Here is an 18,737-nt window from a genome sequence, read left to right as displayed (position 1 = left end):
GCCGGGGAAGACGAACACCGCGTCACCGGCCTGCCGGGCCTTGCCCGTCACCGACAGCGGGGTCTGCGCGCCCCGGCCGACCGCGTCGAGCCCGGCGAGCAGTTCGTCCCGGTCGGCGCCGACCACCACGGCCCGGTGCTCCAGGGCCGACCGGGTCCGCACCAGCGAGGCCGCGACGTCGAGCGGCGCGAGCTCCGGCCGTTCGGCGACGTGATCGCGCAGCCGCTCGGCCTGGGCGCGCAGCGCGGCCGGGGTCGCGCCGGAGACCACCCACGGCACCACGCCGGGGCCGGTCTCCTCGCCGACGGCGGCCGCGACGCGGGGGGCCTCGGGGCCTGCTCCAGGATCACGTGCGCGTTGGTGCCGCTGACGCCGAACGACGACACCGCGGCGCGGCGCGGCCGGTCGAGCTCCGGCCAGGCCGTGGCCTCGGTCAGGAGCGACACCGCGCCCGCGGTCCAGTCGACGTGGCGCGTCGGCTCGTCGATGTGCAGGGTGCGCGGCAGGACGCCGTGCTTCATCGCCATGACCATCTTGATGACGCCGCCGACCCCGGACGCCGCCTGCGCGTGCCCGATGTTGGACTTCAAAGAGCCCAGGTACAGCGGCCTGTCCGCGGCGCGGTCCTGGCCGTACGTGGCGATGACGGCCCGCGCCTCGATCGGGTCGCCGAGCTCGGTGCCCGTGCCGTGCGCCTCGACGGCGTCGACGTCGGCGGCCGCGAGACCGGCGACGGCCAGCGCGTCACGGATGACCCGCTCCTGCGCGGGGCCGTGCGGCGCGGTGAGGCCGTTGGTGGCGCCGCCGTGGTTGACCGCCGAGCCGCGTACGACCGCGAGGACCTCGTGGCCGTTGCGGTGGGCGTCGGAGAGCCGCTCCAGGAGCAGGACGCCCACGCCCTCGCTCCAGCCGACGCCGTCCGCGCTCTCCGCGAACGACTTGCAGCGCCCGTCCACGGACAGCCCGCGCCGCCGGCTGTACTCCAGGAACGTGCCGGGCGACGACATGATCGTCACGCCGCCCGCGAGCGCCAGGTCGCACTCGCCGCCGCGCAGCGCCTGCGCGGCCTGGTGCAGCGCGACCAGGGACGACGAGCAGGCCGTGTCGACGGTGACCGCCGGGCCCTGGAGGCCGAAGGTGTAGGCCACGCGGCCGGAGGCCACGCTGGGGGAGCTCCCGACGAACCGGGACGCCTCCACGTCGTCAGGCGTGCTGGTGAGGCGTGAGATGTAGTCGCTGTACATCACGCCGCTGAACACGCCGGTGCGGGTGCCGCGCAGCGAGGTCGGGGCGATGCCCGCGCTCTCCACGGCCTCCCAGCCGGTCTCCAGGAGCAGCCGCTGCTGCGGGTCGATCGCGTGCGCCTCACGCGGGCTGATGCCGAAGAACTCCGGGTCGAACCGGTCGGCGTCGTACAGGAACCCGCCGTGCTGCGTGGAGGACGTGCCCAGCCGGTCCGGGTCGGGGTCGTAGAGGTTCTCGACGTCCCAGCCGCGGTTCTCCGGGAACGGGCCGATCGCGTCGGTGCCGGTCTCGACCAGGCGCCACAGGTCCTCGGGGGTCCGGATGTCGCCGGGGTAGCGGCAGGCCATGCCGACGATGACGACCGGGTCGTCTTCCGGTACCGCGGCGACGGCGGGACCGTGCTCCTCGCGCTGCTCGCCGTCGGTCTCCTTGGCGACCTCCGCCAGCAGGTGGCGGACGAGCGCCTCGGGCGACGGGTGGTCGAAGACCAGCGTGGCCGCCAGTTCGACGCCGGTCACCGCCCCGAGGCGGCTGCGCAGTTCGAGCGCCGTCAGGGAGTCCATGCCGAGGTCGGTGAACGCGGCGCCGGAGGCGACGGCGGCGGGACCCGTGAGCCCGAGCACGGCGGCCACCGTCGAGCGGACCAGGTCCGTGACGCCGCGGCGCCGCTCGGCCTCGGGCAGCGCCGCCGTGGCGCTCGCCCACGACGAGCCGCTCGCCGCCGGGGCCGCCGCGGCGCTCACGCGGCGGCGCGTGGTGCGCACCAGGCCGCGCAGGAGCACCGGGGCCGACTCCGCTCGGTCCGGGTCACGCAGTGTCTCCAGATCCAACGCGGCCGCGAGCAGCACCGGTTCGCCGGTGGTGAGGGCCGCGTCGAACATCCGCGTGCCGCGCGCGGCGGTGATCGGTGCGAGCCCGGCCCGCCGCCACCGCGCCAGGTCGGCATCGGACAGCGTGCCCGCCATGCCGTCGGTGTTCTCACGGCCCCACAGGCCCCACGCGAGGGAGGTGGCGGGCAGCCCCTGGGCGCGCCGGTACTGGGCGAGGGTGTCCAGGAAGACGTTGGCGGCGGCATAGTTGCCCTGACCGGCGTTGCCGATGAGGCCCGCGACCGAGGAGAACAGGACGAACGCCTTCAGCGGCGCACCGGCCGTCAGCTCGTGCAGGTTCCAGGCCGCGTCCGCCTTCGGCCGCAGCACCGCGGACACACCGTCGGGCGTGAGGTTCCGCAGCGTGGCGTCGGCGAGGACACCCGCCGTGTGGACCACGGCGGTCAGCGGGTGCGCGGCGGGCACGGTGGCGAGCAGCTCGGCGAGCGCGGCGCGGTCGGCCACGTCGCACGCGGCAACAGTGACGTCGGCGCCCAACTTGGCCAACCTGGCGGCCAGTTCGTCGGCTCCCGGGGCGGCGCGGCCCCGGCGGCCGACCAGGATCAGGCGCTTGACGCCGTGCCGGGCGACGACGTGCTCGGCGAAGATCCGGCCGAGCGCGCCGGTGCCGCCGGTGATCAGGACGGTGCCGTCCGGGTCGAGGACGGCGTCGGCGCCGTCGGTCGTGCTGTCGGCCGCGGCGGGGGTGGCCACGGGGGCGGGCGCCAGCCGCGGCGCGTACACCTCCGTGTCGCGTACGGCGAGTTCGAGGCCGTCGGAGACGGCCGCGAAGACGGCCGTGAGGGCCCGCTCGGACAGCGCGGCGCCGTCGGAGCCGTCGATGTCCACCAGCGCGAAGCGGCCCGGGTGTTCGCTGCGGGCGGTGCGGACCAGGCCGCGCGCCGCGGCGCCCGGCAGGTCCCGCACGCCCTCGCCGGGCAGCGCGGCGAGCGCGCCGCGCGTGACGAGCAGCACCCTGCTCGCGGCGAACCGCTCGTCGGTCACAGCGCTCCGCACCACGGCCAGGGCGCGGGCGGCGGCGATGTGCGCGCCGCCCGCGGGGTCCGCGCCCGGCTCGGACGGGGTGAGCACCACGACGTCGGGAGCCGCGCCATCCGCATCCAGCAGCGCCGCCGGGTCCGCGTCGTTCTCGTATGCCGCACCGTGGACGCCACGGGAGCCGAGCGCGGCCACGAGGCCGAGCGAGTCGGCGCCGAGCACGGCCCAACGCCGCCCCGGCACGGCGGTGTCGTCGGCGACCTGGAACGGCGTGCAGCCGTAGCGGTACAGGCCGTCGTGGTGCGCGGCGGCGCCCCGCGCGAGCCGGTCGGCGGGCAGCGCCCGCAGGACCACCGACTCGGCGGACAGCACCGGGTCGCCGCCGGGCGTGGTGGCGGTCAGGGCGGCGCCGTCGCGGCCCTTCGGGGACAGCCGCACGCGCAGCGCCGTGGCGCCGGACGCGTGCAGCGTGACGCCGCCGAAGGAGAACGGGAGCCGCAGCGCGGCCGTGTCGTCGCCGCCGTCCCCGTCACTGCCGCCGCCGTCGTCTCCGTCACCGTCGTCGCCGTCGGGGAGCAGCAGCGCGTGCAGGGCCGCGTCGAGCAGCGCCGGGTGCACGCCGTATCCGGCGGCGTCCGCGTGCCGGTCCGGGGGCAGCGCCACCTCCGCGTACCGCTCGTCGCCCGCCTGCCAGGCGGTGACCAGCCCCTGGAAGGCCGGGCCGTACGTGTAGCCGAGGCCGGTCAGGCGCGCGTACAGACCGTCCGTGTCCAGCTTCCGCGCGCCCCGCGGCGGCCACGTCTCCGCGGCCGCGGACGGCTCCGCGCCGCCTGTGGCGAGCACACCGGACGCGTGCCGGGTCCACTCGCCCTCGTCCCACGGGGCGTCGTCCGTGACCGGCTCCCGGCGGGAGTGGATCGCGACGGGCAGCTCGCCGGAGCCGTCGGCCGCGCCGACGGTCACCTGGAGGCGCACCGCCCCGTCCTCGGGCACGGCCAGCGGCGCCTCCAGGACCAGTTCGCGCAGCCGGTCGCAGCCGAGCCGGTCGCCCGCGGCCACCGCGAGCTCCACCATCGCGGTGCCCGGAAGCAGCGCCGCCTCGGCGATGACGTGGTCGGCGAGCCAGGGGTGGCTGCGCAGCGAGAGGCGCCCCGTCAGGAGCAGGCCGTCGCCGTCCGCCGCGTCGGCGAGGCGCGTCATGCCGCCGAGCAGCGGGTGGTCGGCGGACGTCAGGCCGAGCGATGCCGCGTCGGTCGCCCGGGCGGGCGCGTCGAGCCAGTAGCGCTGCCGCTGGAAGGCGTACGTCGGCAGGTCGACGCGGCGCGCCCCGGGGAAGAGCCGCGCCGGGTCCAAGGTGGCGCCGCGCAGCGCGGCGTGGCCGAGCGCGGCGGCGACCGTGTGCGCCTCCGGGCGGCCCTGCGCAGCACCGCGACGGGCGCGGCGGCCTCCGCTTGCTCCTCGCCGAGGCAGCCGCGCACCATCGCGGCGAGCACGGCGTCGGGACCGAGCTCCACGTACGCGGTGACACCCGCGTCCTGGAGCACCCGCACCCCGTCGCGGAAGCGCACGGTGCCGCGCAGGTGGCGCGTCCAATAGTCGGGTGACGCGAGCTCGGCGGCGGTGGCGACGGCGCCGGTCAGGTTGGACACGACCGGGATGCGCGGGGCGGCGTACGTCAGGCCCGCCGCGACCGCGCGGAACTCGTCGAGCACGCCGTCCATGTGGTGCGAGTGGAAGGCGTGGCCGACCTTCAGGCGCGAGGTGCGGCGGCCCTGGTCCTTCCAGGCCGCCGCCAGCGCGGTGGCGGCGTCCTCGTCGCCGGTCACGACGACGGCGCGCGGGCCGTTGACGGCGGCGACATCCAGGCGGCCCGCGTACGGCGCGAGGGACTCACGGATCTCGTCCTCGTCGGCCTCGACGGCGACCATCGCGCCACCGGCCCGCGCGGCCTGCATGAGGCGGCCGCGCGCGGCGACCAGGGCGCAGGCGTCCGCCAGGCCGAGCACCCCCGCCACGTGCGCGGCGGCGAGCTCGCCCACCGAGTGGCCGAGGAGGAAGTCGGGTGTCGCACCGCAGTGCTCCACGAGCCGGAACAGCGCGACCTCGACGGCGAACAGCGCCGCCTGGGCGTACCGCGTCCGGTGCAGCAGCGCGGCCGCTTCGGACCCCTCGGCCGCGAACACCACGTCCTTCAACGGGTGCGGCAGGTGCGTGTCGAGCCGCGCGCACACGGCGTCGAACGCGGCGGCGAACGGCGCGGACGTCTCGTACAGCTCCCGCCCCATGCCCGGGCGCTGGCTGCCCTGGCCGGTGAACAGGAACGCCGTCCTGCCCTTGTGGGCGCGGCCCGTGACGGCCTTGGTGGGCGGCGTCGCCGGGCCCCGCAGGACATCGGCGGACGACTCGCCCGCGGCGAGTGCGGAAAGGCCCCGCAGGAAGCCGTCGCGGTCCTCGCCGACCACCGCCGCGGTGTGCGCGAACAGGGTGCGCGAGGACAGCAACGACCGGCCGACGTCGGAGAGTTCGAGCTCGGGCCGGTCCGCCACGAAGTCCCGCAGGCGCACCGCCTGCGCGCGCAGCGCGCTCTCGGTGCGCCCGGACAGCAGCCACGGCGTGGCGGGTACGGGCGTGGGCTCGGGGGTGCGCTCGGCGACCGCGGTGCCCTCGGCGGGCGCCTGCTCCACGATCACGTGGGCGTTGGTGCCGCTGATGCCGAACGACGAGACGCCCGCGCGGCGCGGCCGGCCCGTCGCGGGCCAGGGGCGCGCCTCGGTCAGGAGGGACACCGCGCCCGCGGTCCAGTCGACGTGGCGCGTCGGCTCGTCGACGTGCAGGGTGCGCGGCAGCACGCCGTGCCGCATCGCCATCACCATCTTGATCAGGCCGCCGACGCCCGCGGCGGCCTGCGCGTGGCCGATGTTGGACTTCAACGAGCCCAGGTACAGCGGCTGTCCGGCGTCCCGCTGCCCGTACGTGGCGAGCAGCGCCTGTGCCTCGATGGGGTCGCCCAGCCTGGTTCCGGTGCCGTGCGCCTCGACCGCGTCCACGTCCGTGACGGACAGGCCGGCCCCGGCGAGCGCGTCGAGGACGACCCGCTCCTGGGAGGGGCCGTTGGGGGCGGAGAGGCCGTTGCTCGCGCCGTCCTGGCTGAGCGCCGACCCGCGGACCAGGGCGAGGACCTGGTGGCCGGCCCGGCGCGCGTCGGAGAGCCGCTCCAGCATGAGCATGCCCGCGCCCTCGGCCCAGCCGGTGCCGTCCGCGGAGTCCGCGAACGCCTTGCAGCGCCCGTCGGGGGCGAGGCCCCGCTGGCGGCTGAACTCCATGAACAGGCCGGGGCTCGACATCACGGTCACTCCGCCGGCGAACGCCAGGTCGCACTCGCCGTCGCGCAGCGCCCGCGCGGCCATGTGCACGGCCACGAGCGAGGAGGAACACGCGGTGTCGACGGTGACGGCGGGTCCCTGGAGCCCGAAGGTGTACGAGGCGCGGCCCGAGACGACGCTGGTGAAGTTGCCGGTGATCAGGTAGCCGCTCGCCGTCTCGTCGGCGGCGTCCAGGCGCGGGCCGTAGTCCTGCTTGATGGCGCCGACGTACACGCCGGTGCCGCTGCCGTGCAGGCTCGCGGGGTCGACGCCGGAGCGCTCGACGGTCTCCCACACCGTCTCCAGGATCAGCCGCTGCTGCGGGTCCATGCCCGTGGCCTCGCGGGGCTGATGCCGAAGAACTCGGCGTCGAACAGGTCGGCGTCGTGCAGGAATCCGCCCTCGCGGACGTAGGAGCGGCCCGCGCGGTCCGGGTCGGCGTCGAACAGGGCGTCCAGCGGCCAGCCGCGGTTCGTCGGGAAGGGCGAGACGGCGTCCTTCTCGTCCAGGACCAGCCGCCACAGGTCCTCGGGCGAGGCCACGTCGCCGGGGAAGCGGCAGGCCATGGCGACGATCGCGATCGGGTCGTCGTCCGCCTCCCGGGACCTGACCTTGCGGGCACCGGCCCGCGGGGCGGTGGGCCCGGCCAGCTCGTCGGCGATGCGCTCGGCGAGCGTCTGCGGGGTCGGGTGGTCGAACAGGAGCGTCGCGGGCAGCTTCAGGCCGGTCGCGGCGACCAGGCGGTTGCGCATCTCCACGGCCGTCACGGACTCGAAACCGAGGTCGATGAAGGCGCCCTCGGGGTCGATGTCCCCGCCGCCGTCGCGGCCGAGTACGAGGGCCGCCTCCGCGCGCACCAGGTCCAGGACCCGGGCGAGGGTCTCCTCGCGGTCCAGGCCGCGCAGGCCCGACGCGTCGTGATCGTCGGTCTCGTCGTGGCCGTCGTGCCGGTGGGCGGGCGCGGCCGGTACGCGCACGGCGCCCGGCCCGGCGGAGGCCGCGCCCTCGGCGTCGTCGTCCGGGACCGGGGCGGCGGCGCCCTCCGGCCAGTGGCCGCGGCGCTGGAACGCGTACGTCGGCAGCTCCACGACCGACGCGTCCGGGGGGAACGCCGGGCGCCAGTCCACCGCCACGCCCGCGGCGTGCAGTTCGGCGACGGAGGTCAGAAACCGGCGCGGCCCGTCCTCGCCGCGGCGCAGCGTGGCGACGACGGCGGCGTCCGAGCCGGTGTCCTCCACGATCTGCTGGAGCGCCATGCCGAGCACCGGGTGCGGGGAGATCTCGACGAACGCGTCGTGGCCGGTGGCCAGCGCGCGGACGGTGCGCTCGAAGTCGACGGTGCCGCTGAGGTTGCTCATCCAGTACATGCCGTCGAGGACCGGACCGTCGACGAGCTCGCCGGTGATGGTCGAGTACATCGGCAGCGTCGGCGTGCGCGGCCGGATCGGCTCCAGGAGGCCGAGGATCTCCTCGCGCAGTACCTCCATCCGCTCGCAGTGCGGCGCCAGGTCGATCCGGATGCGCCGGGCCTGTACGCCCTCGGCGACCAGCTCGGCCTGCAGGGCCTCGATGGCCTCGACGTCACCGGACACCGTGAACATGCGCGGCCCGTTGATGGTGGAGACGAAGAGGCGGCCCTCCCAGGCGGCCAGGCGCGGCGTGACCTCGGCGACGGGCAGCGGCACCGAGAGCATCGTGCCCTCGCCGACGACGGGCAGCATCGCCTTGCTCCATAACGCCACGACGCGCGCCCCGTCCGCCAGGGACAGGGCGCCGGAGACCACGGCGGCGCTGATCTCGCCGTTGCTGTGCCCGACGACGGCGGCGGGCTCGACGCCGAAGGACTGCCACAGGGCGGCGAGGGACACCATGACGGCGAACAGCGCGGGCTGGACGACGTCCTCGCGATCCAGAGAGGGTGCGCCGGGCGCGTCGCGGAGGACGGCCTCCAGGTCCCAGTCGATGTGCGGCGCGAGCGCGGCCGCGCACTCCTCGATACGGGCGCGGAACACGTCGGAGGCGTCGAGCAGGTCGCCCGCCATGCCGGTCCATTGCGGGCCCTGGCCGGGGAAGACGAACACGGTGCGCTCGCGCGGCCTCGCGGTCCCGCTGATCTGCGCGGCCGTGCGGCGGCCCGCGGCGAGCGAGGTCAGCTCGGCGGTGAGCTCCGCGCGGTCGGCGCCGAGGACGACCGCGCGGTACGTGAACGCGGTGCGCGTGGTGGCCAGGGAGAGACCCAGATCGGCATCGGACGCGGGGTTGGCGGTGACGTGGGCGAGCAGCCGCTCGGCCTGGGCGCGCACGGCGGCGGCGGTGCTGCCGGAGATCAGCCACGGCAGGGCGCCGCCGCGCAGCATGGTGGTGGCGCTCGCCTCGGTCGCGTCACGGGTGCCGTCTCCGCGCTCCGTCGCCGCGGCCACCACGACGTGGCAGTCGGTGCCGTCGTCGCTGGACGACGAGACGCCGGCGAGCCGTTCGCCGTCCGGCCAGTCGCCCACCGTGTCCTGCACGCGCAGGTTCAGCTCGGCCGGCGGGGTACGGGGGTGCGGGCACGCGAAGTCGCGGCTCGGCGGCAGCCGGTCGTGGGTGAGTGACAGGACGACCTTGAGGAGCCCTGCGATACCCGATGCGGCGCCCAGGTGTCCGATGGTGGTCTTGGCGGAGCCGACGAGCAGCGGCTCACCGGCGGGCCGGGCGGCGCCGAGCACCGCGCCGAGGGCGGCGGCCTCGGCCGGGTCGCCCACCGGTGTGCCGGTGCCGTGCAGTTCGACGTAGCCGACCTTGGCGGGGTCGGTCCCGGCCCGTTCGTAGGCGCGTCGCAGCAGGGCGCGCTGGGCGTCCTCGCGCGGGACCGTGAGGCCCGCGCCGTCGTCGTCGACGGCACTGCCGCGCAGCACGGCGTGCACGCGGTCGCCGTCCGCGAGGGCGCGCGCGAGCGTCTTGAGGACGACGACCGCGCCGCCCTCGCCGCGTACGCAGGCGTTGGCGTCGTACGTGGCGCACCGGCCGTCGGGGGACGGGCCGCCGGACTGCTCCGCGACGGCGCTCTCCTCCGGCGCGAGGTGCAGCTCGACGCCGCCCGCGAGCGCGATGGCGGCTTCGCCGCCGCGCAGCGACCGGCACGCCATGTGCACGGCCACGAGCGAGGAGGCATGCCCGGCGTCGACGGTCAGGCTCGGGCCGCGCAGGCCGAGGACGTCGGAGACGCGTTCGGCGAGGAGGCCGCGGTCCAGGCCGGTCATGGAGGGGTGCGTGGGGCCGGAGCCGCCGGACGCGCGGTGCGCGAGGTCGGCGTGGTCGCCGGTCGTCGCGCCGAGGAAGACGCCGGTGTCGCCGCCCTGGAGGCTCGCCGGGACGATGCCCGCGTGCTCCAGGGCCTCCCAGCCGAGTTCGAGGACGAGCCGCCGGCGCGGGTCCGTCAACGCGGCCTCGCGCGGCGCGATGCCGAAGAACCCCGGGTCGAAGCGGTCGATTCCGTCGAGGAAGGCACCCTTGCCGGCCGTGCCGCTGTGTGCACCGGGCCCCCTGTCGGCGCGCGCGGCGGGCACATCGGCGACAGCTTGTGCGCCGCCCATGAGCACCTGCCAGTACGCCTCGGGGTCGGGGGCGCCGGGGAAGCGGCAGGACATCCCGACGACGGCTATGGGTTCCCGACAAGCCCTGCATCGCTGCGGGGGGTGTCAACTGACATGCCATTCCTCACTGAAGGCCGAGCGGTGTGGTGGGGAGAGCCGCTCCGGAGGGGGAGCGCCGGTGGCGGGCACGGGGAGCGCCTACCAGTCCACGAGCAGCCGGGACAGACCGCGGGTGCCCATGCCGTCCTTCCAGACCGCCGGCTCGGGGACGTCGGCGAAGCGCAGGTGCGGGAAGCGGCGCACCAGGCGGCCGAAGACGATCTGCAGTTGGAGGCGGGCCAACGGGGCGCCCAGGCAGCGGTGCAGGCCATGGCCGAAGGTGAGATGGACGTTGTCCCGGCTCTCCGGAGCCAGATACTCCGGTTCCGGGTAGACCTTGCCGTCGCGGTTGCCGTTCAGGAGCGAGACCATCACGCCGTCCCCCGCCTGCACCAGGACGCTGCCGAGCCGCACCGGCTCGACCGCGACGCGCGAGAAGCTCAGCGGCGTGGTGGGAGACACGCGCATCAGCTCCTCGACCGCGGCGTCCACCCGGTCGGGGTGGTCGACGAGTTCGCGGTAGGCCCCCGGTTCGGAGAGCAGCACATGCGCCGACGTGGCGATCTGGCCGACCGTGGTCTCGTACCCGGCCATGAGCAGCGTGAGCCCGAGGGTGATCAGCTCACCCGGCGTCAGCTCGCCCCTGTCCTGCGCCTGGATCAGCGAGGTGAGCAGGTCGTCCTGTGGCGCGCTGCGCTTCTCGGCGAGCAGGTCGGCCATGTAGGCGCTCAGTTCGAGGCGCTTGCGGCCCTTCTCCTGCGGGCTGCTGGCGGAGATGTCGAAGAGCACCTCGACCCAGTCGCGGAATGTCGCGCCGTCCTCGAGGGGCACGCCGAGCAGCTGGCACAGGACGTCGAGCGGCAGCGGATCGGCGAGGCCCTCCATGAGGTCGGCGCCGGGGCCCGCCGACTCGAGCCGGTCCAGGTACCGGTCCGTCAGACGCTCGACGCGCGGGGCCATCGCGGCCATCCTGCGGGCGGTGAAGTGGCCCGCGACGGTCTTGCGCAGCCGGGCGTGCTCCTTGCCGTCCCTGCTCATCATCGACTCCGGCACCGGCTGCGCGTCGTTGAACGTCGGCGCGCCCGGCCGCACCGCGGCGGTGCGGCTGAACCGCTTGTCCGCAAGAACGAGCCGGCCGAGCGCGTAGTCGCGCACGAGCCACATCTTGTCGCCGGTCGGCGTGACGATCTGCCGGACGTCGTCCTCGTCGGGGCCACCCGGCGCGAAGAACTCGGGCAGTGGGCCCAGGTTGTGGTACGGGCACTGCGTCATGGGTGTGCTCCCTCCCCGTGATGGTCGGCTGCCGGGCAGCCGGAATACAGCGATCCGCTTGGTGCTGCTCATTGCCCCGTACACAAGCCCCGACCGGCTGTCCGAAATCTTCTCTATTCCGTCCGAAAAAAGGCTGCCGATGACGGAGATGTCAACTCCGCAAACCCCGATAACGTACCTGCCGACCGGGAGACGGTGAACCGAAAGACGTCCACAGGAGAGGTAGTGAGCGGTGTGACCTGACCGGACGCCAGGGGGGCTGTCCCGTCGACGGGACGCCCCACGCCGGAATCGGGTTTCCGCGGCGATGACATCGCACTTGTTTGATCGTTTACGGGACAGTCACGCATGGCGGTGGCATGCTTCGGGAAGCGATCGAGACCAGTACGCGTAGAGAAAGTCACTGCCGGTTCGGCGAGTTGTCGTCCTTTGACTCCGGCAGGAGGTAACCGCAGAACGCTGTCATTCATTTCGCGCATCAACGGCGGGGCGGATCAGATCCATCGCGGGTCTGTTCCGGTATGCGAGGAACAGGAGCAGACCCAGATGACCTCTTTGTCTTCGGTGCGACGCGGGGCGTGGTTCGCGGAGCGTCGCGCGGATGCGACGACGGTCCAGGCGGACATGCTCGTCCTGCGCCTGAAGGGCGAACTGGACACGGACGCACTGGCGTCGGCGGTCCGGGAGGTCGCGGGCGCTGCCGAAGACGGTGACGATGCCGGGCTGGTCCGGCGCGGCGCCGACGATCACGTGGTGAGCCTCCCGGTACGGCGCGAAGGCGACGACGCCGGGCGGTCGGCGTCGCTCGTACGGGACCTGGAGGCGGCGTATGCCGCGCGTCGGCGAGGCGGTCCCCCCGCACGTGAGCCGGACGCCTCCCGGGGCGACCACGACACGGTGGAATTCGGCCTCGATGACGAACTCCTCTCCGCAGTGGAGGCGTTGGCCCTCCAGTGGGGCACCACGGCCCCCGGCGTGCTGGAGGCGGCGTTCGCGGTGCTCCTGCGGCGGCTCGGCGGGGGCGACGGCCTGGCTGTGGGGCTGCCCGTCGCCGGGCCTGCCGGGGCTACCGGGGCCGGCGGGGAGTCCGCGCCTCCTGGCCAGGGCGCGGTGGGCCGCGTGTGGCTCTTCACCGATGCCTCGGCGGTACCGGCGGACCTGTGGCACGACGATCCGTCGTTCGCCGCGCTGCTCCGGCGGATGCGGGAACGGGACGCGGGCTCGTACGGCGCCGAGAGGCTTCCGTTCGCCCTGCACCGCCCCCTTGACGGGCACTCCGGCGGCCGGACGACCGGCGTGCTCCAGTACTCCGACGCCGTGTGCGACCGGCCGACGGCGCAGTCGCTCGCCGAACGGTTCGTGCGGGTCGTACGCCAGGTCGTGGCCGAGCCCGACCGGCGGCTCGAGGCGGTCGGCGTGTCCTTGGTGCCGACGGGTCCGCGCGAGATGGAGGCGTGGGAGCGGCGCTACCCGGGCCTGGTGGAAGTGTGGCCGCTGACCCCCTTGCAGTCCGGTCTCGTCTTCCACTCGCTGGTGGGCGATTCCGCTCGGGACGCCTATCGCATGCAGATCGTTCTCGACCTACAGGGGCCGGTGGACGGCGAGCGGATGCGGACCGCCGGTCAGGCTCTCCTGGACCGGTACGCGAACTTGCGCGTGGCTTGCGTGGCGGGCGCCGACGGAGACCTGCTGCAAGTCGTCGTGGCGGGAGTGGAACTGCCGTGGCACGCGGTGGACCTGACACACTTAGAGGCGGAGCCGACGGCCTCCGAAGCCTTTGACGCGTTGCGCTCGGAGGAATTCGGCAAACCCTTCGACACGGGCGCGCCCCCTTGCTGCGCATGGCCTTGGCCCGGACCGCGGAAGAGCGGTACGCGCTGATTCTGACGGCCCATCAAATGCTTTTCGATGGACTTTCGCTGCCCGTTCTGGTGAGGGATCTGCAACGCCTTTACGCGGTAGGTGGGGACGCGCCCGCAGCGCCCCGGAATCCTGAATTCCGCGATTTCCTGGTGTGGCTTTCCGGGCAGGACCGGGATGCCGCCGCCCGGGCGTGGGCCGAGGAACTGGCGGGAGTGACGGAGCCGACGCTCCTTGCCCCCGTCGTCACGGCGGGGGCGGCCGGGGCCGGTTCCGAAGCGGTGGAGCCCGCGGCCGAGGGGCCCGGTCCGATGGACCCCATGGCCAACGGGTTCGGCGAGGTCGAGGTGCGCCTGGCCGAGGAGGCCGTGAGCGCGCTCTCCCGGCAGGCGGACGCGCTGGGCGTCACGCCGGACACCGTGGTGCAGGGCGCCTGGGCTCTCCTCCTCGGCGCCCTGACCGGGCGGCGGGACGTGGTCTTCGGCGTGACCGTGCCCGGGCGCCCGGACGCGGTGGCGGACGTCGACGCGATGGCCGGGCTGTTCGTCAACACGCTCCCCGCGCGGGTGTGCCTCGCGCCCACGGACACCGTCGCGGACGTGCTGCGCGGCATGCGGGAGCGGCAACAGGCGCTGCACGGCCACTGCTGCGGCCTCACCGACATCCACCGGGCCATGGGCACGAGCCGGCTCTTCGACACCCTGGTGACGTCCGAGACCTACACGGTGGAGCACGGCGCCGCGAGCGGCACCGGCTTCGCGGTCACCGGAGTCCGCCCGCTCGTGGGCACCCATTACCCGCTCACGGTGACCGTCACCGCCGAGCCGCACCTCCACGTGGCCCTGCAGTACCGGCCCGACCTCGTCGGCCGCGCGGCCGCCCAGGACGTCGCGGAGCGCCTCGCGCACGTCCTTGAGCAGATCGCAGCCGACTCCGGCACCACCGTCGGCCGCCTCGACCTGCTCACGCCCGCCGAGCGCGCGCACCTGCTGGACCAGCACGACGACACCGCCCAGCCGGTCGAACAGGACACCTTCCCCGGGATGTTCGAGCAGCGGGCCGGCGCGGCGCCCGACGCGGTGACGCTCGAATACGGCGACCTGTCGCTGACGAACGCGGAGGTGGACGCCCGCGCCAACCGGCTCGCGCGCGAACTGCTGCGGCGCGGAGTGACGACGGAGACGGCGGTGGCGGTGTCGCTGGGCCGCTCGCCCGACCTGGTGGTGGCGCTGCTCGCCGTGATGAAGGCCGGCGGCGTCTATCTGCCGGTGGACTCGGGATATCCCGCGGACCGGATCGGCTACATGCTGGCCGACTCCGGCGCCCTGCTCGTCGTGGCGGACGCCGCCACCGCGGCGGAACTGCCCGACCTGGCCGTGCCCGTCCTGCGGCTGGACGACCCGGCCGTCAGCACGACGGTGGCGCGGCACGACAGCGGCCCGGTGACCGACGAGGAGCGGGGCGGTCCCCTGCGCATCGCGCAGACCGCGTACGTCATGTACACCTCGGGCTCGACCGGGCGGCCCAAGGGCGTGGCCGTCACCCACTCCGGCATCGCCGCCCTCGCCGCGACCCAGCTCAGCCGCCTCGGCCTGGCCGCTGACAGCCGTGTGCTGTGGTTCGCCTCGCCGAGCTTCGACGCCTCGGTCCACGAGCTGTGCACGGCGCTGTTCACCGACGCCACGCTGGTCCTCGTCCCGGAGGACCGGCTGGTGCCGGGCACCCCGCTGACCGGGACGATCACCGAGCGGCAGATCACGCATTCCTTCCTGCCGCCCGCCGTGCTCGGCACGCTGCCGACCGGCTCGCTGCCCACCGCGACCTCCCTGGTGGTCGGCGGCGACGCGGTCACCCCCGAGCTCGTGACCGCCTGGTCCACGGGCCGGGAGATGGTCAACGCCTACGGCCCGACCGAGGCCACGGTGTTCGTGACCTTCAGCGACCCGCTGACCGCCGACGGCCGCACGCCGCCCATCGGCCGCCCCGTCGTCCACACCGACCTGTACGTCCTCGACGACGCGCTGCGCCCCGTCCCCACGGGAGCGGCGGGCGACCTGTACCTGGCGGGCGACTCCCTGGCCCGCGGCTACCTGGGCCGTCCGGGCCTGACCTCCGAACGCTTCGTGGCCTGCCCGTACGGCGAGCCCGGCCGCCGCATGTACCGCACGGGCGACGTCGTCACCCGGAGCCGCGGCGGGCGGCTCGTCTTCCACGGGCGCGCCGACGACCAGGTCAAGATCCGCGGCCATCGCGTCGAACTCGGCGAAGTGCAGGCCGCGCTGAGCGAGCACCCGGATGTCGCCCAGGCTGTCGTCGTCAGCGACGAGCACGACGGCGACCGGCGCCTCGTGGGGTATGTGGTGCCCGAGCCGGGCCTCACCGCTCCGGCCTCCCGGGACCTGCGCGCGTTCGTGGCCGGGCGGCTGCCCGCCTCCATGGTGCCGTCGGTGGTCGTGCCCCTCACCGAGGTGCCGCTGAACCCGAACGGCAAGCTCGACCGGCGTGCGCTGCCCGCGCCCGACCGCGCCGGTGCGGGGACGGGGCGGGCGCCGCGCACCGCGCGGGAGGAGGTGCTGTGCGCGCTGTTCGCCGAGGTGCTCGGGGTCGAGAGCGTCGGGATCGACGACGGCTTCCTCGACCTGGGCGGGCATTCGCTGCTGGTCACGCGTCTGGTGAACCGGATGCGCGCGGTGCTGGGCGTGGACGTCCCGATCCGGGCGGTCTTCGAGGCGCCCACCGTGGCGGGCCTCGCCGAGCGCGTGGGCACGGAGGCGCGATCGTCGCGCCCGGCGCTGCGGAGGGCCGACGTACGGCCCGAGCGGGTGCCCCTGTCGTTCGCCCAGCATCGCCTGTGGTTCCTGCACCGCTACGAGGGCCCTTCGGCCACCTACAACCTGTCGTACGTCCTGCCCCTGAGCGGGGAGCTGGACGTGGCGGCGCTGGCGTCGGCGGTACGGGACGTCGTGGTGCGGCACGAGAGCCTGCGCACGCTGTTCGTCGCCGACGACCAGGGCGTCGCGACGCAAATCGTCGTGGCGGAGCACGACCTGGTGCTCGACATCCCGGTGCGGGAGGTGGCGCCGCAGGCGGTGGACGCCACCGTGGCGGAGGAAGCCGCGTACCGGTTCGACCTGTCGGCGGAGCTGCCTGTGCGGGCGTGCGTTCTGCGCCGCGGCCCGGACGAGCACGTGCTGGTGCTCCTGATCCACCACATCGCGGCCGACGGTGAGTCCATGGGACCACTGGCCCGCGACCTGGCCACCGCCTACACCGCCCGACGGCGGGGCGAGGCACCGCAGTGGGGCGAACTGCCCGTGAGTTACGCCGACTACACGCTCTGGCAGCGGGAGCTGCTCGGCGAGGACGACGACCCCGAAAGCCTTCTGTCGACCCAACTGGACTACTGGCGCGATGAGTTGGGCGGCGTGGTGCAGCCGCTGCCGCTCCCGCTCGACCGGCCGCGTCCCCCGTGGCCGGCCACCGGGGCGACACCGTCGAATTCGTCCTCGACACCGACGTCCTGGCGGCCGTCGAGGAGGTGGCGCGAGCCCAGGGCGCCACCGTGCCGATGGTGCTCCAGTCCGCCCTCACGGTGCTGCTGCACCTGATGAGCGGCGGTGACGACCTGACCGTGGGCGTCCCGATCGCCGGACGGACCGACGAGGAGCTCGGCGACCTGGTGGGGTTCTTCGTCAACACCTGGGTGCTGCGGGCCGACCTGTCGGGCGACCCGACGTTCGAGGACGTGGTGCGGCAGGTGCGGGACAAGGCCGTGCGCGCGTACGACCATCAGGACGTGCCCTTCGAACGACTGGTCGAGGCGCTGAACCCGGAGCGGTCCACCGCCTATCACCCGCTGTTCCAGGTGATGTTCGGCTGGCGCACCACGGACCACCAGGTCTTCGACGTGCCGGGGCTCCGGTCGGCCTTCGAGCTGATCCCGACCGGCACCGCCAAGTTCGACCTCGCGTTCGCGCTCGCCGACACCCCCGGGCGCGGCGTCGTGGGCGGCGTGGAGTACGCCACCGACCTGTTCGACCGGAGCACCGCCGAGGCCCTCGCGGACCGGTTCGTACGCCTCGTACGGGAGCTGGTGACGACCCCGCGGGCGCGACTGCGCACGGTGGACGTGCTGGGGCCCGAGGAGCGCGACCGGCTGCTGCGCGCCTTCAACGCCACGGACGCCACCACGCCGAACTTGACGATCCCCGCGCTCTTCGAGCAGCGAGCCGCCGCGACGCCCGACGCCCTCGCGGTGGTGCACGGCGGCACCTCGCTCACGTACCGGGAGCTGAACGCGCGGGCCAACCGGCTCGCCCGCGCACTGGTGCGGCGCGGTGCCGGCCCCGATGACCTCGTGGCGGTCGCGCTGCCGCACTCGGCCGAGCTCGTCGTGGCGCTCCTCGGCGTGCTCAAGGCCGGTGCGGGCTATGTGCCCGTCGACCCCCGTTACCCGAGCGGCCGCGTGGGCCTCGTCCTGGCGGACGCGGACCCGCGACTCGTCCTGACGGACACGGCGACGCGGGGCATGCTGCCCGGACACGGATCCGAAGAGGTCCTTCTCGACCGGATGGACCTCGGCACCGGTGACGGCTCCGACCTGACGGACGCGGACCGTACCGCTCTCCTGGCGCCGCAGCACCTCGCCTACGTGATGCACACCTCCGGCTCCACCGGCACCCCGAAGGGCGTCGGGGTCACCCACCGCGGCGTGGTGAGCCTCGCCCTCGACCGCTGTTTCGCGGGCGGCGGCCACGAGCGCGTCCTGTTCCACTCGACGCAGGCCTTCGACACCTCTACGTACGAGCTGTTCGTGCCGCTCCTGGGCGGCGGCACGATCGTGGTGACCCCGACGGACTCCTACGCCCCGGCTGACCTGGCGGCGGTGATCGCCGAACACCGGGTCACCGGGATCCTGATGACGGCAGGGCTCTTCCGGGCGGTCGCGGAGGAGCGGCCCGAGGCGTTCACGGGCCTGCGTGAGGTGTGGTCGGGCGGCGACGTCGTGCCCCCGGCGGCGGTCGAGCGCGTCCTGGCCGCCTGCCCGGGCATCACGGTCGTCAACGGCTACGGGCCCACGGAGACGACCGTGGCCGCGTCCGCCCACAAGATGCGCGAGGCGGCGGATGCCGAAACGGTCGTGCCGATCGGGCGGCCGCTGGACAACACCCGCACCTACGTCCTGGACGCGGCGCTGCGACCGGTGCCCACGGGGGTGCCGGGGGAGCTGTACATCGCCGGCGACCAGCTGGCCCGCGGCTACCTGGGCCGCCCCGCGCTGACCGCGGAGCGCTTTGTCGCCTGCCCGTTCGGCGTGGCCGGTGAGCGCATGTACCGCACCGGGGACCTCGTGACGTGGACGCCGGACGGCCGCCTCGTCTACCGGGGGCGCACGGACGCGCAGGTGAAGATCCGCGGGTTCCGGATCGAACCCGGTGAGGTCGAGGCCGCGCTGA

The 18,737-nt window shown here is 74.6% G+C and carries 2 protein-coding genes and 2 pseudogenes; 1 reads left to right on the top strand and 3 read right to left on the bottom strand.

Annotated elements, in window-relative coordinates:
- Positions 1-47: 47 nt before the first annotated feature.
- The 3 genes and pseudogenes from Q3Y56_RS00670 to Q3Y56_RS00660 all read right to left on the bottom strand — a co-directional run bounded on the left by Q3Y56_RS00670 (position 48) and on the right by Q3Y56_RS00660 (position 11,421).
- Positions 48-4,466, bottom strand: a complete 4,419-nt coding sequence (locus tag Q3Y56_RS00670; protein WP_304460049.1) for a type I polyketide synthase — start codon at positions 4,464-4,466, stop codon at positions 48-50.
- 122 nt (positions 4,467-4,588) lie between these two features.
- Positions 4,589-10,141: pseudogene (locus Q3Y56_RS00665) on the bottom strand (type I polyketide synthase); the annotation flags it as partial.
- Positions 10,142-10,248: 107 nt separating this feature from the next.
- On the bottom strand, positions 10,249-11,421 hold the full coding sequence (locus Q3Y56_RS00660; RefSeq protein ID WP_304460048.1) for a cytochrome P450: 1,173 nt from the start codon (positions 11,419-11,421) through the stop codon (positions 10,249-10,251).
- A gap of 348 nt (positions 11,422-11,769) precedes the next feature.
- Between Q3Y56_RS00660 and Q3Y56_RS33285 the strand changes: the two are divergent.
- Positions 11,770-18,737: pseudogene (locus Q3Y56_RS33285) on the top strand (amino acid adenylation domain-containing protein).

The organism is Streptomyces sp. XD-27 (assembly GCF_030553055.1).
Lineage (GTDB): Bacteria > Actinomycetota > Actinomycetes > Streptomycetales > Streptomycetaceae > Streptomyces.
Note: the sequence above shows the minus strand (reverse complement) of the source record. Positions and strands in the feature narration are given on the sequence as shown.